This window comes from Anaerolentibacter hominis (genome assembly GCF_032380675.1).
In the GTDB taxonomy this organism is placed as follows: domain Bacteria; phylum Bacillota; class Clostridia; order Lachnospirales; family Lachnospiraceae; genus Anaerolentibacter; species Anaerolentibacter hominis.
This window is the reverse complement of sequence record NZ_JAWDIX010000004.1, coordinates 65,485-89,504: the sequence shown is the minus strand read 5'-3', so window position 1 is coordinate 89,504 and position 24,020 is coordinate 65,485. Positions and strand designations below refer to the sequence as shown.

The following is a 24,020-nucleotide window of genomic DNA, read 5'->3' as shown; positions in this document are numbered from 1 at the left end:
GAACCGTTCCCTTGCGGGAATGGGTTCAACGGACTGTATTGAACCGGCACAGGGCGTCCAGAGAGCAGGACGCCCTTGCTGGATAACTGTTAAGAAAGGAGGGGACTTCCCGTGCAGACAAAGGGAACTATTTTAATCGCAGATGACGATGACCGGATCCGCCGGATGTTAAAGGATTTTCTTACAATTAAACAGTACGCTGTAATAGAAGCAGCTAACGGGGAAGAAGCTCTGGACCTGTTTTATGCCAATTCCAACTCGGTTGATCTGATCCTTCTGGACGTTATGATGCCTATTATAGATGGTTTTGAAGTTTTAACCGACCTGAGGCACTATTCACAGGTTCCTGTGATTATGCTGACGGCAAAAGGAGAAGAATATGATCAGTTAAACGGCTTTAAATGCGGAGCCGACGATTATATTCCCAAGCCTTTCCTGCCCTCTGTCCTCCTGGCTCATATCGAGGCGGTCCTAAAGAGGACCAGGCTGTCCGGAACTGATGTTTTTGCAGGTAAGATTAAGATTCAGCCGGCTCAGCACCGGATCTGGATGGACGACAAACAGCTTACTCTGACTCCCAAGGAATATGACCTTCTTTTGTACCTGGTACAGCATGAAAATCTGGTGCTTTCCAGAGAAACTATTTTAAATTCTGTCTGGGGAATTGAATATGAAGGGGATCTGCGCACCGTAGATACCCATATCAAGCAGCTCAGAAGCAAGCTCTCGTCCTGTAATTATATCAAAACAGTTCACGGGATCGGATATCAGTTTGAGGTAGTGGCATGAAAAAGGCTTTCGGCACCATTCGTTCCAAAATTATGGGGATTATAGCCCTGATCCTTCTGTGTATCATGGCGGTGCTGTTTTTTATTAATTTTTCCTTTTCCAACACCTACTATCTGCAGCGAAGAAGCAATGCTCTGGAGCATACCTATCAGGATCTGGTACAGCTGAGCACTGACAATCCTGATGTTCCTCTGAATACACTGCTGTCCGGATATGAAAATGATACGGATGCCCATATATTAGTGGCGGATTCCTCTTACCGCTGTATATTTGATAACCGTCAGTATAAGTCCAACGGCGATCCGGCAGACAGTCTGAATAATACCTTCAATTTTGAGAGATTTAAAGATTTGTACTCTACCAGCCCCTTTGCATCTGTAAGGAAAAATGAAAATAAGGACATTGACAGCACGCGTTATCTGCAGCTGTTTGGGATTATTCCTCATCAGGACCAGACATTTTATGTGGTTCTGCGCTCCTCGCTGACTGCAATAGCGAAGACCAGGGGCGAGGTGAACTGGTATATGACCCTGCTGTCCGCCGCTGCCTTCTCTGTGGGGGCTGTCCTGATTTATCTGGTGGCCAAGCGGATGTCGGAACCAGTGGTCGAAATTGAGCAGGTCGCAAACCGGATTGCCTCTCTTGACTTTTCTGTCAGGGCCAGGACGGGCCGGTCCAAAGACGAGCTGGGGCAGCTGGCCAATAGTATTAATATTATGGCGGACAATCTGGAACAGACGATTGGAGAGCTGAAAGAGAAAAACCATCTTCTCCAGGAGGATAATGAATACAGAAGAAAAATTGACGAGATGAGAAGAGATTTTGTGGCAAATGTCTCCCATGAATTAAAGACTCCCCTCTCCGTCCTGACCGGATATACGGAAATACTTAAAAATACCACGGATGAAATCGACCGGGATTACTACTATGATGTCATTTTAGATGAGACACAGAAGATGAACCGGCTTATCTCCGATCTGATGGACTTATCCGGTATTGAACATGGATTAAAATCATTGGAAGTAGAACGGACGGACCTGACTTCCATTGCAGCAGAATTACTGGAAAAGAACCGTATACTATTTGATGAACGCAGCCTGCATCTGGAGTATTCTCTTCCTGGTCCCTGCTATGTGATGGGAAATGAGCTCTATCTCCGTCAGGCAATGAACAACTTCCTGATGAATGCTGTTGCCTACACCAAAAAAGATGGCACGATCCGGGCTGAAATCCGCAGTACCGAAGACCAGGTCGTCTTTTCCGTCTACAATGACGGAATGCCGATCAGCAATAAATTGATGGAAAATATCTGGGATGGCTTCTACCGCGGCGACAGAGCCCGGACCAGAACCGCCGGAGACCATATGGGTCTGGGCCTTTATATTGTCCGGACAATTATCGAGGCACATCATGGCTCCTATGGTGTGCAGAATGAAGAACATGGTATCACCTTTTATTTCTCCTTAAAAAAGATGATATAGATTCACTGAAGTGGACACGTGTGTCGCCGGACGCACGGACAGAAAGAAGCAGGCGCCCCCTTGCATTATGCCTGCTTCTTTCTGTTTGTACTATTTTTTTACTGCTTTTCTCGTCTTCACCGTTTCTTTTATTACCTTATTCTGGTTAGCCCCGGATTTTACCGTCTTCCGCCGATACAGGGTATAGGCCGTATCTGGCTTCAGATTTCGAAATAACGTACTCTTCTGCCATTTTCCATTGTTCAGCCGGTACTCAAATCCGCTGCTTGATCCGTTCTCCACCTCAATCTCCTCTGCGGTGATTCGCGTCACAAGGCTTGGAACCGTTATCTTAACAGTCAGCACTTCTTTATTCTTCTTTAACCTGGCATATACCGTATATTCCTTCAGGGGTTTACAGGACTGAAAAACCGGGCTGTCCTTATATGTACTGCCGTTCAGGCTGAACTCATAATCTTCTCTTACACCCCCGGAAACCATCTCGATGCGGATGCTGGCATGTACATCTGCCGTGGCGATCACTGTCTCTGTGTCCTTTACCTTGTCAAATGTCAGGATTCCCTCCAGCGCCTCACGGTACGGTTTTGCGGTTCCCTTTGGCACAAGTACCGTTGCCTCAGATGAATCTTCCTCACTGATTGGTTCCTCCCCCGGCGCGGTCTCAGGGGGCGTCTTTCCCAAGAACTGTATATATTGAAGGGAGCTGCTGCGTGCAGTTATGTTATTTCCAAGTGTAGTCACTGAGTCAGGAAATGTCAGATCTTCCAGGCAGGGACAATCGGAAAAGGCCCCCTCGCCCACAGCTGACAATCCCTCCGGAAGTATGATTCGGCTCACATTGGTACCGGCAAAGGCATAAGGTCCGATCTGTGTCACACCCGCCGGAACCCGGTAGGTTTCTCCCTCTGTTAAGGCTGACGCTTTGAACAGTTTCGTATTGTCCTTAGAAAATAGTACATTATTTGCCGCTTCAAAACAGGGATTCTTTTCTGAAATCGAAATCTCTGCATTTCCAGAATAAAACTCCGGGTCAAACCCCGTGAGCGTGGACGGAAGAGAAAGCGATTTTAACATACCGTCATTCTGAAAGGCCCAGCGCCCTATGTAGGTGATTCCTTCCGGCACATCAACTTCTTCAAGTCCATAACAGCCAAAAAAGCAATAGTCTGGAATCATAGTTATCTTATCGGGAAGTTCCGCCGCTGTAATGGAAGCGGCGAAAAAAGCATAGGGCTCCAGAGCTTCCACTGTGTCCGGCAGAATAATGCGCTCCGGGCCCTTGTAATCTTTCTCTGTTCCTTCATAGGTAAAGGCATGCCCCATAACGGCAGTAGCTGGATACCAGATATACTGGTAGCTCACTCCGGCCGGTACAGTCAGCTCAGCACCGGTACTGCCGTTCCATTCCCACTTTTTTACCGCGGCTGTATGATTATCCAGGTCAAGCCGCCAGGTGAATTCCCCCTCTTGTATCTCCATCCAATTGGCCTTCGCCTCTTCCTCCGCCTGAACCGGTTCCGGCAGAAGCAAAAAACCCAGGACACAGACAAACAGGAGAAGCCAGGTACGTATCCTTTTCATCTCATTTTCCACATATACACTTGCCCGAAGGGCTCCTGTATCCATTTCTCCTTCATCAAGAATTGCTCTCTATGTACGTTTATTAAGCGATTCTATTAAAGCGTATAGTTATGGCAAAACAGTGGCATGCAGCTGTGCCGGACTATTCTGGAAAATGGTTACTCTTCCGGCATATTCTTATCCGTAACTGATCGTTTCCTGCCGGTGAGCAGGATACCGCTGGTCAGTGCCGTGAACGGCGCAATCGTCACCAGACCGAAGCTGCCGACGATAGTATCCAGAATCTCGGCGGAAACATACTTATAGTTCAGAATATTATCCAGGGGTGTCCCCTGGGCCATAAATACCATGAGAAGAGCAATATAGCCCCCGGAATAGGCGAGCAGCAGCGTGGTCGTCATCGTGCCGATGGCGGCTCTTCCCACTGCCATTCCGGACTTTACCGCTTCCCGCCTGGAGATATCCGGTTTCTTCTGCACGACCTCCCAGACAGCAGAGGTTATATCCACCGCCAGGTCCATCATCGCACCGGATGCTCCGATAAATATGCTGGCCATATAAATCTGTGTCAGGTTCAGGTCCTGATAACCGCTGTAAAGAAGGCTTTCTGAGTATGACATGATTGCCCCGTGAATCTGAAAGGCATCTGTAAAAAGAATACCCAGAACCCCGGTGGTCACGATTCCCAGACAGGCGCCGGATACCGCTGAAACGGCCTTTTTATTAAACCCGTAAACCAGTGAGATAATTGCCGCGGTCAGGAAAATCGTTACCAGAAAGCCGATCCATATTGGATTTTTTCCATTCAGATAGCTGGGGACCAGTATCTTCCAAATGACCAGGACTGTCAGAAAAAAGGAAAGGATGGAACGAATTCCGGTTTTTCCCGCAAAGAGAATAATAAACAAGATAAAGGCTGCCGCCAGGATCATTTCTTTATTCAGCCGGAAATGGTCAATCAGATTAACAGAGAGTATCTCATCCTCCTGGAAACTGATCACAGCCAGCGCTTTATCGCCCTGCTGAAAAATCTTGTCGCTTTCCAGCGATCCGGTCAGCATATTAATCCCCCAGACGGTCTCCCCCTTAAACTTTCCTCCCAGCATACGGACTTCGCAGCGCTGTTCCCCGGATTGAATCAAACCGGTGGAAATAATATTGCTGTTATCGGTGGCAAGAATCTCCACCCTGCTCCGGTCTGTCCCCTGGTAAATGACGGCGTCCTCATATCCGGTAGGCAGAAAGATCAAAACAGCAATGATTAATATTCCAAAAATCGCAGGCAGGCGGTAGGATACCGTCTGTTTTGTATGGTCAGCATCATCGTGGAGAATATGAAAAATGGAACGTTTTGAAAGCTTCAATCCGCGGTACTCCTTTCAAAACAGAACAGACAGGGAGTGCCGCAAAGATCCCGCAGCCGCTCCCTGATCATCTATCCTGTCAGTTTATCGTATTATTTAACGCCAGTAATATCTGCAAGTTTATGATAAATATCTGTGTTGTCGTAGAAGCCCTGGAAGATACCTTGACGGTGTCCCATCGCAAATACCGGTACGGGAAGTCCCGTATGTGCGTAGGATGCAAAGTTAATACCTGATTTGTTGTTCAGAATATGTGTGATTGTTACGCTTAAAGGTTCGTAGCTTCCGTACAGCAGGTATTCTTCCTGGCTTAATTCCTCTCCGCTGTCCGACATTGTTTTTTCATACGCAGCCTTCAGCTTCTTATATTCATAATCGGTCAGGACCAGTTTCGAATCTTTGGAAGCATCCTTGTCATTTTTTGTCATCAGGCCGAAATTGGACTTGATATCTTTGAGCACAGTTTCAAAGGAAGTTTTATTTTCTTTATAGGCCGCCACATATTTCTCATCAAAGGCAGCGTAGGAGATTTTCTGATTGGTCAGATTGGTGAGATAGGTATCATAATCTGTCCCTGCGAATCCAATGGTAAGACCGCCGGTCTCGTGATCGCCTGTTACCAGGATCAGAGTCTCTGTGGGATGTTTTTCGTAGAATTTAACTGCTTCTTTTACCGCGTTGTCAAGGGCGATTGTATCGTTGACAGTAGATCCGGCGTCGTTTGCATGGCAGGCCCAGTCGATCTTGCCGCCTTCAACCATCATAAAGAAGCCATTTTCATTGTCCAGACATTCGATTCCTTTTTCCACATAATCAGCCAGAACCCATTCTGATTTATTTTTATCAGCGTCCAGCTGATAAGACATTGCGTCTTCATCTGCCAGCACTTCTGAAATGACAATGCTCTTTCCGTCTGTTTTCGTAAGTTTCTCGGCGTCTTTCTGGTTCATAACCACTTTATAACCGGCCTGTTCCGCCAGATCGTACAGATTCGTGCGGTTTCCGTCATCACCGGTTACCTTCTTTAATCCGCCTCCTGCGAAGAAATCAAATTCACTTTCAATCATCTCCAGACCGATTTCATAGTAGCTGTTTCTGGATTTCTGATGTGCATAAAAAGCGGCCGGTGTGGCATGGTTTAAGTTAACCGTACTGATAACGCCAATTTTATAGCCCATCTGTTTTTTCAGTTTTTCTGCAATTGTCTCATATTCTTTTGTAAATGTTGTATCCATGTTTATCGTACCGCTGTATGTTTTATGGCCGGTAGAAATTGAGGTCGCGGTCGATGCGGAATCCGGACAGAACGACGTGCTGTCAAAGGTCTGTGCAGAGCCTGCTACCGGAAATTCCATAAAGCTGAGATTATCGGTTTCCACCTTGCCTCCGCTTTTCTTTGCACCCTGATAATAGGACGCGCTTTGAATCTGCGGATAACTCATTCCATCACCGATAAACAGGAAAATATACTTTGGTGCGGCAACCTGTGCAGCTTCTGCGGATACCGGGGTTATGACTGTTTCTGTTTTTGCCGTCTGTTCCCCGGATGCCTCTCTGCTGCATCCGGTAAAAACCGACACTGCTAAAATAAGGACCAGCAGCAAAGCAAGTATTCTTTGTTTTTTCATATAATTCTTTCCTCCCTGAGTTTTTTCATCTTGCAGTTTCCACTATAGCAGTTCAGTTTAAAAAGTTTTCCGCTGCTTCCGTTAAATTCCGGTAAAACTTTCTCCGAAGACTGTTCTCCTGGTAAAGGCGCGGCTTATTTACCGCTTGACAGGAATCACTCATATAGCTATAATGACTGCAAAGAACAAATTGGTCAAAAAGAGGGAAAAGTTGTGCCAAAAGTATTTTCGGATGAAGAAAGAGCCTATATCGATAAACGCCTGCGGGAGGAAGCTGCCTACTGTCTCATGACCTTCGGTGTCAAGGGAACCACTGTAGACGAGCTGGTAAAACGTGTTAACATTCCCAAAGGGACTTTTTATCTGTTCTATGATTCCAAGGAATCCCTGCTGTTTCAGGCTTTGCTCACGCTTCATGAGCAGATGGAACAGACGTTATTCAAGCGGATCGGGGATCTGCCGGATAAACGGGATGTGGAAGCGGTTACGGATGTCGTCCTGGAATTATATGTAATGGCGGACCGTTCCGGTCTGCTGCGCATGATGACGACCGGCGAGCTGGAAATCATTTACCGTAAGCTTCCCGTTGACTCCTTCCAGGGACATCTGGAGCATGATTCTGATACGATAAGAACAATTTTTAATATGCTGAATATTTCCACAGACAATATAGACCACTATGCAGCCGCTTTCCGAAGTCAGTTTATAACGATGATCTACAAGCGTGAGATGGGGGAGGACAAAGTATTTGCAGCCCTTCGTCTCTGTATCAGAGGTCTGATTCTCCAAATGTTTGAATAGATGTTTGGCAGCATGCAAATTATTTTTTACCCTTTATTTGACCATTAATACTAATCCAGTCATAATATGGAGGTTTCTTATGAAAATTACTGTAAACGATTTATCCTTCAGCTATACGAGACAGCCCTTTATTCAGGAAATGAGCTTTCAGGTGAAGGAGGGAGAAATCTTCGGATTTCTGGGGCCTTCCGGCGCAGGCAAATCCACACTGCAGAAGATCCTGACCGGGCTGATACCAAATTACACCGGAACTGCACAGCTTGCAGGAATGGAATGCCGCCAGCACACAGATGATTTCTACGAGAAAATCGGTGTGGATTTTGAATATTCTACCATGTATGAAAAACTGACGGCCCGGCAGAATCTTCTCTTTTTCGGTTCCCTGTATAAAAAGCAGGTCAGATCCATAGATTCGCTGCTGGAGCAGATCGGACTGGAACACGATGCCGATAAAAAAGTGTCCGATTTCTCCAAGGGGATGCGGTCCCGGCTGAATTTTATCAAAGCCCTTCTCCATGATCCGGATATTATATTTTTGGACGAACCGACCAGCGGACTTGATCCCACCAACAGCCGCATCATGAAAGATATGATAGCTGCTGAAAAGGCACTGGGTAAAACCATTCTGCTTACAACCCACAATATGGCTGACGCAGCCGAGCTTTGCGACCGCGTCGCCTTCATCGTGAATGGCAGCATTGCGGCGTTAGACAGCCCCCGCGGCATGATCATGCAAAAGGGGGCGGCCAAAGTTACTTATACTTATATGGAGGGAGAAGAAAAGACAGGCAGCTGTCCGCTGTCTCATATTTCAGAAGACCGGCTGCTTGCCGGCCTGGTAAAAGAAAACAGAATCACTTCCATACACAGCAGCGAGCCAAATCTGAATGATATCTTTCTGGAAGTAACAGGGAGGCAGCTGGTATGAAGACATTGCAATTATTCCGCGGGGATGTCCGCTTTCAGATCAAGTATGGCTTTTACTTTATTTATACTGTATTTACTGTCCTGTATAGTTTCGTGCTGATGCTGATGCCGGAAGAATGGCGTCGGATAGCAGGTACCGTCATGATCTACTCCGATCCGGCAGCACTTGGTCTGTTTTTTATGGGTGCAATTATTTTGCTGGAGAAAAATCAGAGAGTTCTGAACGCATTGGCGGTTTCACCGGTTAAAGTGAGGGACTACCTGTTGGCAAAAGTATTATCCCTGAGTCTTATTTCCACAGCCGTTTCCCTGCTGCTGTCCCTGGCCGCCGGCCTTCGCCATATACCGGCTGTACTGGTTGTCACCGCCCTTACTTCCATTATTTTCTCTCTTCTGGGACTTATCGCCGGGGCAAAAATCCGCAGCCTGAATCAGTACATTATTGCTTTGCTGCCATTGGAAGCAGTATGCTTTATCCCTCCCCTGATCAGCCTGTTTGCCGCTCCGCCTCTTCTGCGTTTTTATCCGCTTTGCGGCGCGGTTTATCTGATCAACGGTACAAGCAAGATGCCTCTCTATGATATCTGCAGCCTGCTCATTCTGGCTGTTATATTATTTATGATTGCCCATAAAATGACCGGGGATATGTGGAGAACACTGGGAGGTGCAAGGATATGAGAGCTATAAGAATCAGTTTTATACAGATGCTGGTCCAGATGAGAAAGGATTTCATGCTTTTTGTCATGCCTGTCATTCCATTTCTGGCGGGTGTTCTGTTCCGCTTCGCTGTCCCATTTGCCGAAAGGAAACTAACCGGATATTTTTCTGTTCCCGGCATCATTGCCCCCTACTATCCTCTTATCGACGCTGCGCTGACCCTGATGACGCCGGTATTGATCCAGTTTACCGCTGCGCTTATTATGCTGGAGGAGGCCGATGACGGTATCATCCGCTATCTGTCTGTTACGCCCCTTGGCAAAAAAGGCTATGTAATCTCCCGCCTTGTTATTCCCACGGCCTGCACAATCCCCCTTAATCTGCTGGTATCGGCACTGTTTCATATTGAGGGTTTTGGACCTTTGAATACCATTCTTCTGTGTACCGCCGGCTCGATATACGGATGTGTGATTGCCCTGATGATCGTAACCCTGTCATCAAACAGAGTAGAGGGAATGGCGGTAGGAAAAATGACATCTCTTTTGACCATTGGTTTGGCCGCTCCTTTTTTTATCCACAGCCCGGCCCAGTACCTGTTTGCCGTTACGCCGGCTTTCTGGGTCGCCAAATTTGTTCTGGAAGGACATATGATTGATCTGATTGTATGTGTTTTAATCAGTGCCATATGGGCGGCGGCATTATTCCGGCGGTATATAAGAAAAAATATACAATAATAGGCGGACATGGCAGATTCTCTCACAGGAGAAGGAACAGAGATAACGTTCCTTCTCTTTAAGAGAATCTTTTCTTAATTCTTACAAAGATTCTTTCTATACCGTATGCAACGGCAAAGACAAGCAATATAGCAACGCCGGCGGTACCGTAATCATATCCCTGCAGGCTGGTTGAAATCACATAGCCGATGCCTCCTGCCCCGACCATTCCAAGAATTGCACATTCGGAAAAATTAGTTTCCAGGCGCATCCCGGCCCAGGCAACGATCTGTGATAAAGCAGCCGGTAAAATCGCATTTGTAAAAATATTCAGTCTGTTTGTTCCTGTCACTTCCAGCGCCTCGATCGTTTCATCCGGGATACTCTCAAAGCTCTGGGCAAAAGATTTTGTAAAAAACGCGGTAGTGTGAACGCACAATCCCGCCACTCCCGCTTCCGGTCCCATCCCTAAGCAGACCAGCATAAGCAGAACCCACACAGGGGTAGGCACAGCCCTCAGAAAAGTAAAGAAGGACTGGGTGATTGCAGACAGAGCAGGCACCCGGAATACATTCCGTGCCGCCAGCATCCCAAACACAATTCCCAGGGCCAGACTATACAGCAGTGATAACACGGCAATAGCCACCGTTTCGATCAGCGAAGAAAGTACCAGGTCCAGATTAGCCAAGTTAAGATGTGCCAGATTCCAGAAGACTTTTCCCACTTCCGGAACACGGGAAGCCATTTTACCCCAGTCAATTTCCAGATAAAGCAGGCTCACAACCGACAAAGCTGCTACAGTGATAAGAAAAGCAGGAATAAACCGGTTTTTCTGCCTGCATTTTACCGGAATACGCGCTGCGCGTCTTGCCTTTGCCGGTTTTAATTCTATGTCCAAAGCAATGTCATTGGAATTTAAATTCATTTTAATAACTCCTTTCGAAGTTTACTGGTGACCCGGTCAACTACAATAACCATAACTGCGACTAATAAAATGATACTCAGCGCTATATCATACCGAAAGCCTTTTATATAGGAAAACAGTGTCAGGCCCACGCCTCCGCCCCCTACCATTCCCACAATTGTCGAGGCGCGGATATTGATTTCCACACAATACAGAAACCAGGATAAAAAGCCGCTTAAACAGGACGGAAGAACCGCCTGCGATATCCGCTGCAAAAAAGTTGCTCCCACTGTCTGCAGGCTTTCCACACAGTCCTGTGAAACATCTTCCATCGTCTCAATGAAAGCACGAACCATAAAGGCAAAGCTGGTGACGCACAAAGCGGCAAAGCCAACCCCTGTGCCGATCCCCAAGGAAGAAAACAGGATAAATGCCCAAACCAAAGCCGGGATATTCCGCAGAAAGGTTGCGAAGCCGCGGACAAATTTTGCGGCTCTGGGAAACGGGGAAACCTTTTCGCTTCCGAACAGCGATACAAAGAACGCCAGGACGGCCGCAATTGTGGTAGCAGACATGGCTAAGGCCAGGGTGACCAGAACACTAGACAATATTCCCGGTATCCTGCTTGATTTTGGTAAAGCAGGGGGTAAAAAGTCTTCGGTGATAAATTCCCAAAATGCATTTCCATTTGAAATCAGTGTCATTACATTAAATTTCGTGAGGAAGGTGCACACAATGAATAAAATGATTGCTGCAAGCAGGAAGCCTGTATACAGCCGTTTTAAATCACGCGCAATCAGCGGCATCCGTTTCGTTACCATCGCTTCCTCCAATCATGAGATTTTCCCGTGAAGTTCCATAGATTTGTTCAATCATCTCATCGTTTAACCGGGCAGGGGTACCGTCAAAAACAATCTCTCCCTTTGACAGACCAATAATGCGGGTGGAATATTTTAAGGCAACATCCAGCTGATGAAGGTTAACAATACAGGCGATATTTCTTTTTTGCGTCATGGCATGAAGCAGTTCCATAATCGTTTTCGCACTGGAAGGGTCCAGCGAAGCAATCGGTTCGTCGCACAGCAGCATTTTGGGATTCTGCATGATCGCCCGGGCGATTCCTACTCTCTGTTTCTGTCCCCCTGACAAATCAGAAGCCCGGTTATAGCTGAACTGTTCCAGTCCCAGCTCTTTCAGCAGGTCCAATGCTTCCTGCTTATCTTCTTCGCTGTACAGCCCGAATACACCCTTTAACCCATTCATGTATCCCAGCCGCCCGTGAAGGACATTCTGCAGGACGGATAAGCTGTATACCAGATTATAGTTCTGAAAAATCATTCCCACTTTACGCCGCTGTTCCCGCAGTTTTTTACCGTGCTGGCCGGATACCGTCTGTCCATCCAGCCAGATGGTGCCGGAGCTGATCGGGATCAGCCGGTTGACAGCCCGCAGAAGTGTGGATTTTCCGGACCCGGAAGGGCCGATGATAGAAATGAATTCCCCTTCCGTGACTTCCAGCGTAACCTTCTTAAGAGCATGCACTCCGTTGGGATAATTTTTAGATACCCCTTCAAATTTTAGTATAGGTTCCATGTTGTCCTCCATTCTGATGCGTCCAGATTCCTGGCTTGATAAATCGTTCAGCCTTTTCCTTATATTTAGAACTCGTTAATAATCTTGTTCAGTTTAATAATAGCTTCATAGTCGCTCATACCGCACTCAACGAAACGGGCGCCGGGCACTTTAATAACGTCTGTAAAGTATTCTTCATTGTCGTAGGAGGTCAGAAACTCCGTCAGCTTATCCCGTGTCTCCTGATTCACATGTTCGCCTGCAACCATCGCTTCCGCCGGGATGGAACCCGACTCATGAATAACTTTCACATCACCCTGAGCCGCATTGCCGTGAGCAATTTCTGAAGCCAGAATCTGATCGGAAATAGGAACCACGTCTACATCACCTTTTATAACTGCCTGCAAACCTGCCTGATGAGAACCGGAAAAACTGACCGCCTCAAAGAAATCTCCGTTTGTATGCAGGAGGTCCGAGTTGAGTTCATCATCCGGAAATGCCTGAATGATTTCCGCAGTGGGCACAAGATTACCGGAAGTGGAATCCGGATCAACAAAGGCCATTGTCTTACCTTTAATATCCTCAATTGAGTTAATCTGATCATTGCCGCTGCTTGTGATGAGAACAGAGTGGTAGATTGCCTTCTCCGGGTCCCCTTCCTCCGCTTTCATGACAATCGGCTCCAGGTCGGTACGCTCTACTCCCAAAGCCAGGGCCTGGGAACCCATATAGGCCATATCCGCTTTCCCTGTACGCAGTGCCTCAATGATAGCGTTGTAATCGCTTGCCTGAATTTCTTCTACTTCACATCCCAGAACTTCGCTCAGATCTTTGGCAAGTCCATTCCGGGCGTCTGCACTTTCAGCAGTGGATTCATTCGGGGCATACGCAATCGTAAATACTCCGTCCTCACCGCCGGGGCCATCCGCATTTGCTGTTTTTCCTGAACTGCATCCCACGAGCATGGATACCGTCATCAAAGCCGTCAAACCTATTCCAATCAGTTTTTTCATCTTTTTTTGCATAGTTATAATTCCTTTCTCTGCGCAATATCCAGTATTTATGAATAAACGGACTCCAATATCTCTTTGATTTTCATAACTGTAATTTCAACCGGATTATTATCCGCGCGGCCTTTCGTCATCCCCAATTCCGCAAGATGGGGAAGATCTTCCGGCTTAATGCCCCATTCCCCCAGTGTATCCGGCTGACCGGAACGTCTGAGAAAATTGCCTATCCGTTGTTTCAGCATTTCGGCCCCTGTAACATCCAGGGCATCCAATAATTCCGGCATTCCCTCCACGCTGGACACATTCATTTGCAGCACCGGGGCCAACAGCATTGCTACAGCCGCACCGTGGGGAATATTGTGATACATGGTCAATGGATAAGAAATCGAATGACATGCCGTGGTTTTTGTATTGCTGAAAGCCAGCCCCGCCAGCATACTGCCCTGTGCCATCGCGCTGTACGCTTCTGTTTTTCCGGAAAGCAAATCTTCCATATGACTCATGATCGTATGGATAGCCCGAAGGGCCATCGCCCGGGAGACCGTGTTAGTTCCATTTGCCCAGTAGCTTTCCACAGCATGGCACACTGCATCCAACGCAGAGGATACGGCTAATTTTAATGGCATTCCTTCGGTTAGTCCGGGATCTATCAGAGCCGCATAGGCATAATTGTCATGATTCTCCACAGAACGCTTGGCGTCTTTGTCCGGGTCCCATATGGTTGCCCAGCAAGTCACCTCACTGCCTGTTCCGGATGTGGTGGGAACCCCGATCCATCGTACAGAAGGGCTTCCGAACCTTTTATCCTCAATGAATTCTCTCAGGGCGTCTTCATTTTCAATTTCTTTTCCGTACATGCAGCACAAGGATTTACCCACATCCATAATACTGCCTCCGCCAATGGCTACAACGGCATCAGGAGAAAACTCCTTTGTCTCCTGATAGCACTTAAAAAGCTGGCTCACCGTAGGATTGGATGCTGCAAAAATAACTTGTTTCACATTAAAGTCTTGAAGGCAGGTAAATACCCTATGTTCAAAAACCTTTTCACCCCATGCCAAAACGAGAAGCCTTCCATTGGTCAATTTCATTTCCTTTAAAATCTCAGGCAGGCGGCTGAAAGCTCCTGCTCCCTCCACAGTTTTCACCGGATTGTAATAAAGGTTCATTTTGCCGCTTCCTCCGCCGCTAAACGGCGATTGAACTCCTCAATTGCGCCGGGCAGGTCAGAAATCGAATCAATCACCATATCCGCACCGGCCTGGCGGTAAATTTCTGCTATTTCACACTTACGGTCCGCCAGTTCTTCGGGGCTCAACGCTTCATATTCATCCTGTGACAGTCCCAGCAGATTGGAACCGGTCAGGATACCCACGGTCCATGTTCCTGCATTTTTGCCTTCCGCCATATCCAAAACAGTATCGCCGACCTTCACCACCGTGCAGGGCGGATAGACATTCATGCGGCGCATACATTCAAATAGCATAAACGGAGTCGGGCGGCTGGCTCCGGTTACATCCGGGGTGATAACACAGTCTGCACAATACCCCTTCTCCCGGGCTCCCGGTATAACCTGCTCCATTATTTGAGAAGTATAGCCGGTTGTAGAGCCTATTTTAATTCCCCGTTCTCTCAATTCATTCACGGTTTCAACGACCCCCGGAATAGGAGTACTGTATCCGGCGACCACTTGATACAAGGTATCTTCAAATTTCTGGTATAAATCCTCCACATCCTGCTCAGTCCACGGCCTGTTATAAACCTGCAGCCACTGGCTGTTTCCGGATTCACAGGACAAAAGTTCGCGTATGTGCGCTTTCTTTTCCATACCCATAGGCCGGTTGATCTCTTCTTTTGTAAGGCGGATGCCCGCCGCGGTAAATATATGGTCAAATACGGTGCTGGGGGCGCTGGAGGCATAATCTACCGTAGTGCCTGCCCAGTCAAAAACAACCATTTGAACTTTCTGGATTTCATTTGTATTCCTGTCAATATTATTTTTCACACCAATTCTCCTTGCTTTGTTTTGCTGTTTTTTATCGCTTCTTCTAAATAATACACCGAACAAAACAGCAAAATCAATCAAATAGACATAAAATATATGTTAAATATAGAAAAGAATCCCGCAAGCGGGATTCTCCGCCTGCGCTGGCTGCTCTTGCAACGCGATTCCTTACCGCCGCAGTGCGATCCCCCGGAGGGGTTTCTCATATAGAGAACGACGTTACCTATATAAGAAAAAAGGTCCGGGCTTCTGCCCGGACCTTCCATATCTTTTATGTGTCCTATATAATAACAATCCCGCACTCCTTATATTTTTTCCTTACCTCTTCAGAAATATTGTCATCCATCACTACCCTGTCTACCTGTTCCCTGGAAAGGATTTTCTTCTTAGAACATTTGCCGAGCTTACTGGAATCCATGACCGCAATCACCCGTTTCGAGGTTTTCGCCAGCAATTGAATAATGCCAGCTTCGTTAAATCGAAAGTCTGTAAATCCATCTTCATAATTAACCGCATTCATGGACAGGAAGGCAATGTCAGGAAAATATTGACTAAACTCTTTTTCACAGACTGATCCATAGGTAGAACGTTCTAAAGAATCCACATTTCCGCCCACAGCAATCAAATGGATCAATTCGCTCTGCAGTAATATGTTAATTGCAGCATAGTTGTTCGTTACAACTGTAATTTCTTTGCCAAGATTCACAAGTTCCTGCGACAGTATTGTATTTGTTGTACCTGAATTAAGGGCAATGACATCACCCTCCTCTATCAATGCCAGCGCCTTATGGGACGCCTCCCGTTTTAAGTCGCTGTTCACTATTTCACGCCCGGTAAAATTTAAATAAGACGTTAACGATTCAGGCAGACAAGCACCGCCATGTACATATTTTATCAGTCCCTGCTGCTCCATTGCTTTTAAATCCCGCCGGATCGTATCTACCGATACATGAAGCAGCCTGCTTAGTTCTCCGATTTTCACTGTAGACCGTAATTGCAGCTGCTGCATAATCAATTCTGCACGTTCCGCATATAACATCATAGTTTTTCTTCCTGTCTGTTCTGATTTCCATAGATATTACATATTGTAATTTCTCAGGGTAAATTATTCAAGCCTTTATAAGGAAAACCTGTTCTTGACTAATATTCTGAACTTGTCACAGGGTTATCTGGCGCTTCTTCGCAGCATTTAAGTATTAATTTGCACCGAATTGGCGCTCTCAAAGCTAAATTTCCATGTTATACTAAAAGTACATAAATTTTTCCGTGGTCGGTCGGATTATTGTCTCTTTTGGTGAAATGATTTGATACCCTTCCTACAATCAGTCATTACCTATCTCTCAGAATACGGCTTATGGCCGTAATACCCACCCTCATCCGACCGGTTGCGGAAAGTTATGTATTTCCTGTTTGCCCCGGCATGTTATCTCATGTCCGGGCTATTTTTATGCCCCGATTTATATGCTCAGTCCATTTTCTCTACAGCCATGAAATAAACCTTTCCAGGTTCAGGCCGCAGATTAAACCGCACACCAAGCTGCTCTTTCTCCTGCTGAAATTCTAGGTTTCGGAGCAGTTTCCTCTCCAGATCTGTTCGGTCCATCTCATAACACTGAATACAACAGTCCGTAAAAACCGGAGTCCGGGCCAGTACCTCTATTTTCATCTGCTGAATTGTCCCGTCAGTATAATTCCTCGTGTCCATAAGCAGAGTTTCCGGAAAGTCCAGTGTTACCGCATCCTTCCAGATCATGGAAATAGAAAAATGAAATTCTGCATCCTTCAGTATACCTTTACCAGGAAACAGTATCTCCAGATAGGATAGTTCATTTCTGTGATTTTCCCGCTTGATCATAAGCCTTTCACCGCTTATCAGATCCATCGCCTGAAATTCGGCCGGTATATTGTGACTCAGTTCTGATTTGGCTGTCACCAGCCGGAAGACCTTCACCGCTTCATTCAGATTATTATGTCCCCTGAACTCCCAGCAGAATTCCTGCATAACCTTATACGGATCTGCCGCCTGTCCGTAATGAAATGAAACCGCCGCCTCTTCTATGTCCATTTTATTATAATAGGAAGAAGGCCTCTTTCCACTGTCCAGCAGATAATAGATCGTACTGACCATCGGGTGATTTTTATAATACAGATTATCCAGCAGAATCGACTTCCGAGACAGCTTTCTGTGCCGGAACAGGATAAAGCAACAAAATGAGAACAGCAGAGCTGCCAGGGCAATCTGTGTCGTTCCTCCTGCAAAGAAGTCAACAATCAGCTTGATTGCGCTTAAAATCCCAAATACAGCCAGCATCCCGTCAATTGGATGTTCCCGATATGATTTCAGCTGCTTTTTTAATGCATTCACGCTCATCCCTCCCCGTTTTTCTTTATCATATCATATAGTTTCTATTTCACACAATTTTCAAATTTACAACATATTTTCTTCACAGGCTCACGGTATGATAAAGATGTTCAAAGGAGATGACCTTTGAACAGAATAACAGGAGTTATTCGAACGATAAATCCTTTTTCATATCCCTACCCCTCTCTTAGGCCCCTGCAATGGGGCCTTTTTAATTGCGCTCAAGTTGGCTCGGCCAGATGGACAGGCAAGATACAGTGTAAACTGACTGGCTGGCGGCCGATTTACATTTACAGATCACCTTACATGAGTTATAATACCGGTATTTTAAAACGTGTATCCGGAAGGAAACCCTGCGCCCCAGGGCAAAAATTTATCATGGAGGTTTTTTATGTCATCTACCGCTCTGAAACTTACGGCTCTTGTTCTCATGCTCATTGACCATATCGGAGAATTTATCCCCGGTATCCCTGTCTGGTTTCGCTGGCTTGGCCGTCTTTCGGCACCGGTCTTTCTCTTTTGTATGGTGTGGGGGCTTGCCTATACCCATGATAAGAAGCGGTATCTGAGCCGCATGTATTTTTTCGGGGTCATTATGGCTGTTGGAAACCTGATTTTAAATTCCACAGTCCCCCATCCTTACACATATCTCTTCAATAATATTTTCGTCACTCTGTTCCTTGTGGGCGTTGTTGTAGAATTGATTGAACTGCTGAAAAAAGACTGGAAAAAGGGGATTTTAGGTTGGGTATGCTTCATCCTTTTTCAAGTTGTCTCTACCATAGTCTGCATTTTCCTGGCCCAGATTCCTCTTTTCTCCGGCAGGCTGGCCCGCACCGCCGCAGCCCTGCTGCCCAATCTGACCCTCTGCGAAGGCGGTGTGATTGTGGTGCTTATGGGTGTTCTTCTCTACTATACAAAGAAGAATAAAAAAATACTTGCTCTTTCCTATCTGCTATACTGTGCAGCCTTTTTCTTCTTGTCCTGCGGCACAGATTTCAGTTACAGCAACCTCTTTCTGCTCAATTACCAGTGGATGATGGTTTTCGCACTTCCGTTTATGCTGGCATATAACGGCAAAAAAGGAAGAGGAATGAAATATCTGTTTTATATTTTTTATCCCGCTCATATTTTTGTCTTGTTCCTGTTGGGAAGCTTTCTAAACCGTTAGTTGGTTTGGCCCGGTTGTCCCCGGCTGTTAAAACTCAATTTGCTCATTGACATCCGATATTTTTCATGCTATCCTCTATACATACTGTTGGTATGTATAGAGAGGATGAGGATAAATGGCCCGCAATAAATATCCGGAGGTTACCGTGAATCGGATACTTGACGTCTCTTACCGTCTTTTTATGGAGAAGGGATATGAGCACACCACCATACAGGATATCGTGGATGCTCTGGGAGATCTGAGCAAGGGGGCTATCTATCATCATTTTAAGTCAAAGGATGATATTATTGAGGCTGTCGCGGAGCGGCTTTATCTGAAGACAAATGAAGATATGGCAGTCATGATGCAGCGCACGGATCTCACCGGGTTGGAGAAGTTAAAACAGCTTCTGTGGCTTTCCCTTAAGAATCCGGGCCAGAACAAGCTGCTGACCGCAGCACCCAATCTGATGAAAAATCCCCGCTTTCTGGCAGATCAGGTATATGACTCTGTGAATGGAACGGCCGTTTTCATTCTCCCGGCAGTGGAGGAAGGAATCCGGGATGGTTCTATCACCACCGAACATCCGAAACAGCTGGTGGAAGTCACGCTGTTGCTGTTAAACATCTGGATGAATCCTCTTGTATTTATCTGTTCAAAGGAAGAACTGCGGGATAAGTATGATTATCTGGATGATCTTTTTACCTATCTGGGAGTTCCCATTTTAGAAGAAGGTATGCTGGAGCTGGTTGAGACTTACCGACGTTTATTACTTGCTTCCGAGAATAAGGAATAGGGGAATATTGTCTGCCCTGAGGGGCAGATTTTCTTTCAGCTATTTTACATACCATCGTTCGGTATCTATAATCGACAGCATGCATAAGCTGACAGTATAAATCAAAAAATTAGATAAGGAGAAGTAAGTCTGCCTCTTTCCTGTACAGGAACAACCACCAGCCGGCAGTCTTCAAGTGCAAAACAGAATGAAACAGAAAACATTACAGCAACCTGCGAAAACCCCATTATTTCAAAGGGATTTCCTGCTCGTGGTAATCGGCCAGATTATCTCCCTCTTCGGCAACGCAATCCTGCGCTTTGCCCTTCCTCTTTACCTGCTGGATATAACCGGTTCCTCCTCCTATTTCGGGCTTGTCTCCGCCTGCTCTTTTCTTCCTATGATTCTCATGTCCCCTATAGGAGGCATTATTGCAGACCGGGTGAATAAAAGAAATATTATGGTGATCCTGGATTTTACCACCGCCGCTATCACCCTGTTATTCGCTCTGCTTATGGGCAAAGTTAACCTGATTCTGCTGATTATTATTACCTTAATTCTGCTTTATGGAATTCAGGGTACCTATCAGCCTGCCGTACAGGCCAGTATTCCGGTTCTGGCATCTCAGGAAAATCTTTTGTCCGCCAACGCAGTCATCAATCAGGTCAGTTCCCTCTCCGGTCTGCTGGGCCCTGTCATCGGCGGACTACTCTACGGAAGTTACGGTCTCTTCCCTATCCTTCTGGTGGGTATCTTCTGTTTCTTCTGTTCGGCCGTTATGGAAATCTTTATCCGTATTCCCCATAACCGGCGAAAAAGCTCTCAGGGAATTATCCGGATCGCGGTTCATGATCTGAAGGAAAGCTTACATTTCGTGAAAGAGGAAAAACCTGTCATCTGGAAAGTAGTGACTATTGTAGCTCTTTTTAACCTGTTCTTAAGCGCCATGCTGATCGTGGGCCTTCCGGTTCTGATTAAAAGGGACCTTGGAATCTCTGACCAGCTGTATGGATACTCCCAGGGAGCCCTTGCCGCGGGCGGTCTGTTCGGAGGGGTTATGGTAGGTATCCTGAAAGATAAACTGCGGGTGGGCAATGCACATCTAACGTTGTTTGCAGGATGTATTGCCATGCTTCCCATGGGTCTGGTCTTTCTACTGCCGATAGCGCCGTTTTATGCTTATCTGGTAATCGCGGCCTGCAGCTTTGTCCTGATGATGCTCTCCACCATGTTCAGTATCCAGATGCTGGCATTTATTCAGCGAGAGACGCCCGACCATCTCATCGGCAAGGTAATATCCTGCGTCCTTGCTCTTGCCATGTGCGCACAGCCTCTGGGGCAGGCTATTTACGGCGTACTTTTTGATGTGTTCCGGAATCAAAATTATTTAATTTTGTTCGGTGCTGCGCTTATCTGCGGCCTGATCGCAGCGGGTTCCGGCCGGATCTTTGCTTCTCTGGAACAGTCCTCTGGGAAGTCTATGCTGACGACAGACACCATCGTTCAGGAAGACTAAACGATAGGAGCTGTTTGTAGATATTTTGTCTGCAGACAGCTCCTCATTATGTCTCATATTATTTATCTTTCAATGCTTTTGTTCCTATGTTATATTGATAATATATAGCGTCGATGGACAAGGGAATTATTATGAAAGTTAAATTTTGTTTATCAATTGTTCTACTATTAATTTTATGTGGTTGTTCTAACAGGCAGCCGTCTGGTGATTTGAATGATAAAAGCACATTATCCCGTAGCTATTTTCGGGATAGTGAATTTTTGTCATCCTCTGAAATCTATTTAACAAGTAAAAAAGAAATATATAAGAAGCATGGCACCTATACTTTTACTTTGCACAATAAGTCCGTTCATACATTATCACATGGTACTCTTGGAAATCACTGTTATCTCGATTTTTTTCTCGATGAAGCCTGGTATAATGTTCCTGTAAACAGACCTCGCGGCTTTGACTATATTGATTGGTTTTACGTACAACCCGGGGAAACCTCGGATATTCAATTTTTTTCATCTGAATTAATAAAGTTAATTCCTGGTACATACCGTCTTAATGTCGAAGTATACAACGAATCAGACTCGCAAGATATTTATTTTGTATGCTATGAGTTTTACATTGAGTAGCACTAACAAAACAGTTGAAGATTAGGAACAAATCTTCAACTGTTTTTCTTGTTTTAAGATAAAAAGAATGATGCAATATATAAAATAATATGCTATCCTACATGATATATAGGATTAACCTGTATAAAAAATATGTTCAGGGAGGTAATAAAATGGATAAACTTGTTGTTTCCTCGCCCTGTTTTGAAGACGGCGGTCTCATTCCTCTCTGCCATACAGGCCATGGAGAAGACCGTTCACCCGAATTAGTCTTAACCGGATTAAGCCGGGAGGCTGTCTCTATCGCTATAATCATGAATGATATGGGACACCCGATTCCGGCATATAACCACTGGATTATATGGAATATCCCTGCCGCGGCAGTAATACCCGGGAATATCCCCCACGGCAAATGCGTTCCCTCTCTGGGAGGCGCGGTTCAGGGGATCGGATATGGAAGAAACAGATACCGGGGCCCTAAGCCGCCGTTTCGGTGGTCGCACGTATATCACTATAAAGTGTACGTCCTAGACTGTCTGCTGGATCTGGACGCTGGAAAGAGAAAGAAAGATCTGCTCTCTGCCATGCAGGGGCATATTTTGCAGCAGGGGGTTCTTACCGGGCACTACCGGTGATATGCTGTGCAATTGAAGTGAATACAGAAGAGACAGGAAGGAAGCGATGCTATGAAACGTATATTATTTATCGAATATCCCAAGTGCTCCACCTGCCAGAAAGCAAAGAAATGGCTGGATGAGCATCAGATTGAATATGAAGACCGGCATATCAAGGAGAACAACCCTACCGGGCCAGAGCTGACCGAATGGTATGGGCGGAGCGGGTATCCCCTTAAGAAGTTCTTTAACACTTCCGGTATGCTGTATAAAAGCATGAATCTGAAGGAAAAACTCCCGGATATGACGGAAGAAGAGCAGATCGCTCTGCTGGCTACCGACGGTATGCTGGTGAAACGTCCCCTGATTATCGCGGATGATTTTGTTCTTACGGGGTTTAAAGAAGCCGAATGGCTGGAAAAACTGGCAAAAAATTGACCGCCCACTATGCGGACTTCATACACACCAAGAGGATGCAGTTTTGCCGCATCCTCTTTCTTCTTAATCATTATTAATTTTCCAGACAGAAATTAATCAGACAGTCAATTCTCTTCTTTCTCTGGAATTTGGCTCTCGTGTTGGACTGCATACTGATCCGGTATCCTTCCACATCTTTATAGTTGCTCTGTCCGGCTCTCACCAGACGGTAAAACTCATTCAGCCTTCCGGATACCTTTCCGATATCGGCATTCCTTCTGATACATTCATAACAGAAAGCAAACAGCGCATAAAAATGGCTGACTCCCTTGATCCGGTAGGCATCAAAGTCCAGTTCCAGATGGTTTAAATAGTCCACAATAGTTCTGAAATTCTCGATGCACTCTTCCTGCTTCTCTCTGGTTAACTTCACTGACCATTTTTCATATTTCTCATCCAGGCTTGTCCTTGAGATACCGTCCGCCGCCTCTCCGTCCAGCAGATAGAAGACCAGCTCCGATACAAATTCCGTATCCTGCATTCGGTTAAACCGGATCTTCTCCAGCTTGGACCAGTCAATATAACTAACCGCCTTCATAATCAGATCCAGAAGAAGCGTATTGTGATACTTGGCCTTTCTCAGTTCCTGGGGCTCCAGGGGTTCTCCGTTCCGGTTCAGCCGGTCAAATACATTATCAATGATATCCAGCTCATCACTGTCAATATACTCCACCGTGATCACATACCGCCATAGCTGTTTCTTATATTCTGCCAGTTCTCCTTCCAGATCCTGAAAATAGATCCCGTTTAACTTGGAATTGCCAAAAGCCCCCTCGTCGAAGTCCTGGGGAAGGGGAATCCGGTTTTTCAAAAACTCCGTGATGGCCGTCAGCCTCTGTTTCCCGTCTATCACATCATACTTGGTGGACCCGCTGGCCTCATCAATACGCTGATGAAGAAAAATAGGCGGCATAGGATAATTCTTTAAGATAGAATCGATCAGGAAAGACTGCTTCTCCATATCCCAGACATCGCTTCGCCTCTGATATCTGGGCTGAAAATTATATTTATCCAGATTATATCTCTCATAAAACTCAGAGATTGTAATCTTGGTAGAATCCCGCTTCAATATTGCAATATTACTCATCTTGGCCT

24 protein-coding genes are annotated in these 24,020 nt (G+C 46.0%); 12 read left to right on the top strand and 12 right to left on the bottom strand.

Translation table 11 applies throughout. The features are described 5' to 3' along the window. Nucleotides 1–111 precede the first annotated feature (111 nt). Both ABCW47_RS12790 and ABCW47_RS12785 read left to right on the top strand, forming a co-directional pair. A complete protein-coding gene (locus tag ABCW47_RS12790; RefSeq protein ID WP_343210328.1) occupies nucleotides 112–789 on the top strand; it encodes a response regulator transcription factor in 678 nt (225 codons plus the stop codon). Beyond that, nucleotides 786–2,270: a sensor histidine kinase gene (locus ABCW47_RS12785; RefSeq protein WP_343210327.1), complete on the top strand. Its 1,485-nt coding sequence runs from the start codon at nucleotides 786–788 to the stop codon at nucleotides 2,268–2,270. Before ABCW47_RS12790 ends, ABCW47_RS12785 begins: the two co-directional genes overlap by 4 nt. A 90-nt stretch (nucleotides 2,271–2,360) precedes the next feature. Here the strand turns inward: ABCW47_RS12785 and ABCW47_RS12780 are convergent, their stop codons facing one another. From ABCW47_RS12780 to ABCW47_RS12770, 3 genes are all read right to left on the bottom strand, one after another. Continuing rightward, entirely contained in the window at nucleotides 2,361–3,896 is a 1,536-nt protein-coding gene (locus ABCW47_RS12780; RefSeq protein ID WP_343210326.1) for a leucine-rich repeat domain-containing protein, read from the bottom strand. A 113-nt stretch (nucleotides 3,897–4,009) separates the two neighbouring features. After that, the gene (locus ABCW47_RS12775; RefSeq protein ID WP_343210325.1) at nucleotides 4,010–5,215 is read right to left on the bottom strand and encodes a YibE/F family protein; all 1,206 of its coding nucleotides are present in this window, start codon (nucleotides 5,213–5,215) and stop codon (nucleotides 4,010–4,012) included. A 92-nt stretch (nucleotides 5,216–5,307) separates the two neighbouring features. Further along, nucleotides 5,308–6,843, bottom strand: a complete 1,536-nt coding sequence (locus ABCW47_RS12770) for an alkaline phosphatase (RefSeq protein ID WP_343210324.1) — start codon at nucleotides 6,841–6,843, stop codon at nucleotides 5,308–5,310. Nucleotides 6,844–7,056: 213 nt separating this feature from the next. On the opposite strand from ABCW47_RS12770, the gene ABCW47_RS12765 reads away from it, so the two are divergent. The 4 genes from ABCW47_RS12765 (at nucleotide 7,057) to ABCW47_RS12750 (ending at nucleotide 9,962) form a co-directional block, all read left to right on the top strand. Further along, nucleotides 7,057–7,644, top strand: a complete 588-nt coding sequence (locus ABCW47_RS12765; protein WP_343210323.1) for a TetR/AcrR family transcriptional regulator — start codon at nucleotides 7,057–7,059, stop codon at nucleotides 7,642–7,644. Between the two features lie 79 nt (nucleotides 7,645–7,723). Beyond that, the gene (locus ABCW47_RS12760) at nucleotides 7,724–8,572 is read left to right on the top strand and encodes an ABC transporter ATP-binding protein (protein ID WP_343210322.1); all 849 of its coding nucleotides are present in this window, start codon (nucleotides 7,724–7,726) and stop codon (nucleotides 8,570–8,572) included. Continuing rightward, a complete protein-coding gene (locus ABCW47_RS12755; RefSeq protein WP_343210321.1) occupies nucleotides 8,569–9,249 on the top strand; it encodes a fluoroquinolone export ABC transporter permease subunit in 681 nt (226 codons plus the stop codon). Before ABCW47_RS12760 ends, ABCW47_RS12755 begins: the two co-directional genes overlap by 4 nt. Then, nucleotides 9,246–9,962 (top strand): ABC transporter permease, encoded by a 717-nt coding sequence (locus ABCW47_RS12750; protein ID WP_343210320.1) that lies wholly within the window; start codon nucleotides 9,246–9,248, stop codon nucleotides 9,960–9,962. The genes ABCW47_RS12755 and ABCW47_RS12750 overlap by 4 nt, the downstream gene beginning before the upstream one ends. Before the next feature lie 58 nt (nucleotides 9,963–10,020). On the opposite strand, the gene ABCW47_RS12745 is transcribed toward ABCW47_RS12750, so the two are convergent. The 8 genes from ABCW47_RS12745 to ABCW47_RS12710 all read right to left on the bottom strand — a co-directional run bounded on the left by ABCW47_RS12745 (nucleotide 10,021) and on the right by ABCW47_RS12710 (nucleotide 17,797). Further along, nucleotides 10,021–10,866, bottom strand: a complete 846-nt coding sequence (locus ABCW47_RS12745) for a PhnE/PtxC family ABC transporter permease (RefSeq protein WP_343210319.1) — start codon at nucleotides 10,864–10,866, stop codon at nucleotides 10,021–10,023. Next, nucleotides 10,863–11,666 carry a PhnE/PtxC family ABC transporter permease gene (locus ABCW47_RS12740; protein ID WP_343210318.1) on the bottom strand — a complete coding sequence of 268 codons (804 nt, stop codon included), beginning with the start codon at nucleotides 11,664–11,666 and terminating at the stop codon, nucleotides 10,863–10,865. The genes ABCW47_RS12745 and ABCW47_RS12740 overlap by 4 nt, the downstream gene beginning before the upstream one ends. After that, nucleotides 11,632–12,438, bottom strand: a complete 807-nt coding sequence (phnC, locus tag ABCW47_RS12735) for a phosphonate ABC transporter ATP-binding protein (RefSeq protein ID WP_343210317.1) — start codon at nucleotides 12,436–12,438, stop codon at nucleotides 11,632–11,634. Before phnC ends, ABCW47_RS12740 begins: the two co-directional genes overlap by 35 nt. A 65-nt stretch (nucleotides 12,439–12,503) precedes the next feature. Continuing rightward, complete coding sequence (locus ABCW47_RS12730) at nucleotides 12,504–13,442, bottom strand: phosphate/phosphite/phosphonate ABC transporter substrate-binding protein (RefSeq protein WP_343210316.1); 939 nt, start codon at nucleotides 13,440–13,442, stop codon at nucleotides 12,504–12,506. A gap of 35 nt (nucleotides 13,443–13,477) precedes the next feature. Next, nucleotides 13,478–14,596 carry a phosphonoacetaldehyde reductase gene (locus tag ABCW47_RS12725; RefSeq protein ID WP_343210315.1) on the bottom strand — a complete coding sequence of 373 codons (1,119 nt, stop codon included), beginning with the start codon at nucleotides 14,594–14,596 and terminating at the stop codon, nucleotides 13,478–13,480. Further along, a complete protein-coding gene (gene phnX, locus ABCW47_RS12720) occupies nucleotides 14,593–15,432 on the bottom strand; it encodes a phosphonoacetaldehyde hydrolase (protein WP_343210314.1) in 840 nt (279 codons plus the stop codon). Before phnX ends, ABCW47_RS12725 begins: the two co-directional genes overlap by 4 nt. Nucleotides 15,433–15,712: 280 nt before the next feature. Beyond that, nucleotides 15,713–16,474 (bottom strand): DeoR/GlpR family DNA-binding transcription regulator, encoded by a 762-nt coding sequence (locus ABCW47_RS12715; protein WP_343210313.1) that lies wholly within the window; start codon nucleotides 16,472–16,474, stop codon nucleotides 15,713–15,715. Between the two features lie 423 nt (nucleotides 16,475–16,897). Further along, nucleotides 16,898–17,797 (bottom strand): hypothetical protein, encoded by a 900-nt coding sequence (locus tag ABCW47_RS12710; protein WP_343210312.1) that lies wholly within the window; start codon nucleotides 17,795–17,797, stop codon nucleotides 16,898–16,900. Nucleotides 17,798–18,185: 388 nt separating this feature from the next. Between ABCW47_RS12710 and ABCW47_RS12705 the strand changes: the two genes are divergently transcribed. The 6 genes from ABCW47_RS12705 (at nucleotide 18,186) to ABCW47_RS12685 (ending at nucleotide 22,886) form a co-directional block, all read left to right on the top strand. Then, a complete protein-coding gene (locus ABCW47_RS12705; protein WP_343210311.1) occupies nucleotides 18,186–18,965 on the top strand; it encodes a TraX family protein in 780 nt (259 codons plus the stop codon). Between the two features lie 115 nt (nucleotides 18,966–19,080). Next, nucleotides 19,081–19,740, top strand: coding sequence for a TetR/AcrR family transcriptional regulator (locus ABCW47_RS12700; protein ID WP_343210310.1), 660 nt, complete (start codon nucleotides 19,081–19,083; stop codon nucleotides 19,738–19,740). 187 nt (nucleotides 19,741–19,927) lie between these two features. Then, nucleotides 19,928–21,235 (top strand): MFS transporter, encoded by a 1,308-nt coding sequence (locus tag ABCW47_RS12695; protein ID WP_343210309.1) that lies wholly within the window; start codon nucleotides 19,928–19,930, stop codon nucleotides 21,233–21,235. Nucleotides 21,236–21,348: 113 nt separating this feature from the next. Further along, nucleotides 21,349–21,855, top strand: coding sequence for an immunoglobulin-like domain-containing protein (locus tag ABCW47_RS15145; RefSeq protein WP_425516086.1), 507 nt, complete (start codon nucleotides 21,349–21,351; stop codon nucleotides 21,853–21,855). Nucleotides 21,856–22,007: 152 nt separating this feature from the next. After that, on the top strand, nucleotides 22,008–22,469 hold the full coding sequence (locus ABCW47_RS12690; RefSeq protein ID WP_343210308.1) for a YbhB/YbcL family Raf kinase inhibitor-like protein: 462 nt from the start codon (nucleotides 22,008–22,010) through the stop codon (nucleotides 22,467–22,469). Nucleotides 22,470–22,529: 60 nt separating this feature from the next. Continuing rightward, nucleotides 22,530–22,886 carry an arsenate reductase family protein gene (locus ABCW47_RS12685; protein ID WP_343210435.1) on the top strand — a complete coding sequence of 119 codons (357 nt, stop codon included), beginning with the start codon at nucleotides 22,530–22,532 and terminating at the stop codon, nucleotides 22,884–22,886. Between the two features lie 73 nt (nucleotides 22,887–22,959). Here ABCW47_RS12685 and ABCW47_RS12680 read toward each other — a convergent pair whose 3' ends face one another. After that, the gene (locus ABCW47_RS12680) at nucleotides 22,960–24,012 is read right to left on the bottom strand and encodes a GmrSD restriction endonuclease domain-containing protein (RefSeq protein WP_343210307.1); all 1,053 of its coding nucleotides are present in this window, start codon (nucleotides 24,010–24,012) and stop codon (nucleotides 22,960–22,962) included. Nucleotides 24,013–24,020: the final 8 nt, after the last annotated feature.

Bases quoted from the DNA above. Each gene is read 5' to 3' on its own strand.
- ABCW47_RS12785 (WP_343210327.1), top strand. From the start codon at position 786: ATGAAAAAGGCTTTCGGCACCATTCGTTCCAAAATTATGGGGATTATA.
- ABCW47_RS12780 (WP_343210326.1), bottom strand. From the start codon at position 3,896: ATGGATACAGGAGCCCTTCGGGCAAGTGTATATGTGGAAAATGAGATG.
- ABCW47_RS12770 (WP_343210324.1), bottom strand. From the start codon at position 6,843: ATGAAAAAACAAAGAATACTTGCTTTGCTGCTGGTCCTTATTTTAGCA.
- ABCW47_RS12760 (WP_343210322.1), top strand. From the start codon at position 7,724: ATGAAAATTACTGTAAACGATTTATCCTTCAGCTATACGAGACAGCCC.
- ABCW47_RS12755 (WP_343210321.1), top strand. From the start codon at position 8,569: ATGAAGACATTGCAATTATTCCGCGGGGATGTCCGCTTTCAGATCAAG.
- ABCW47_RS12750 (WP_343210320.1), top strand. From the start codon at position 9,246: ATGAGAGCTATAAGAATCAGTTTTATACAGATGCTGGTCCAGATGAGA.
- ABCW47_RS12745 (WP_343210319.1), bottom strand. From the start codon at position 10,866: ATGAATTTAAATTCCAATGACATTGCTTTGGACATAGAATTAAAACCG.
- ABCW47_RS12740 (WP_343210318.1), bottom strand. From the start codon at position 11,666: ATGGTAACGAAACGGATGCCGCTGATTGCGCGTGATTTAAAACGGCTG.
- phnC (WP_343210317.1), bottom strand. From the start codon at position 12,438: ATGGAACCTATACTAAAATTTGAAGGGGTATCTAAAAATTATCCCAAC.
- ABCW47_RS12730 (WP_343210316.1), bottom strand. From the start codon at position 13,442: ATGCAAAAAAAGATGAAAAAACTGATTGGAATAGGTTTGACGGCTTTG.
- ABCW47_RS12725 (WP_343210315.1), bottom strand. From the start codon at position 14,596: ATGAACCTTTATTACAATCCGGTGAAAACTGTGGAGGGAGCAGGAGCT.
- ABCW47_RS12715 (WP_343210313.1), bottom strand. From the start codon at position 16,474: ATGATGTTATATGCGGAACGTGCAGAATTGATTATGCAGCAGCTGCAA.
- ABCW47_RS12705 (WP_343210311.1), top strand. From the start codon at position 18,186: ATGTCATCTACCGCTCTGAAACTTACGGCTCTTGTTCTCATGCTCATT.
- ABCW47_RS12700 (WP_343210310.1), top strand. From the start codon at position 19,081: ATGGCCCGCAATAAATATCCGGAGGTTACCGTGAATCGGATACTTGAC.
- ABCW47_RS12695 (WP_343210309.1), top strand. From the start codon at position 19,928: ATGAAACAGAAAACATTACAGCAACCTGCGAAAACCCCATTATTTCAA.
- ABCW47_RS15145 (WP_425516086.1), top strand. From the start codon at position 21,349: ATGGACAAGGGAATTATTATGAAAGTTAAATTTTGTTTATCAATTGTT.
- ABCW47_RS12690 (WP_343210308.1), top strand. From the start codon at position 22,008: ATGGATAAACTTGTTGTTTCCTCGCCCTGTTTTGAAGACGGCGGTCTC.
- ABCW47_RS12680 (WP_343210307.1), bottom strand. From the start codon at position 24,012: ATGAGTAATATTGCAATATTGAAGCGGGATTCTACCAAGATTACAATC.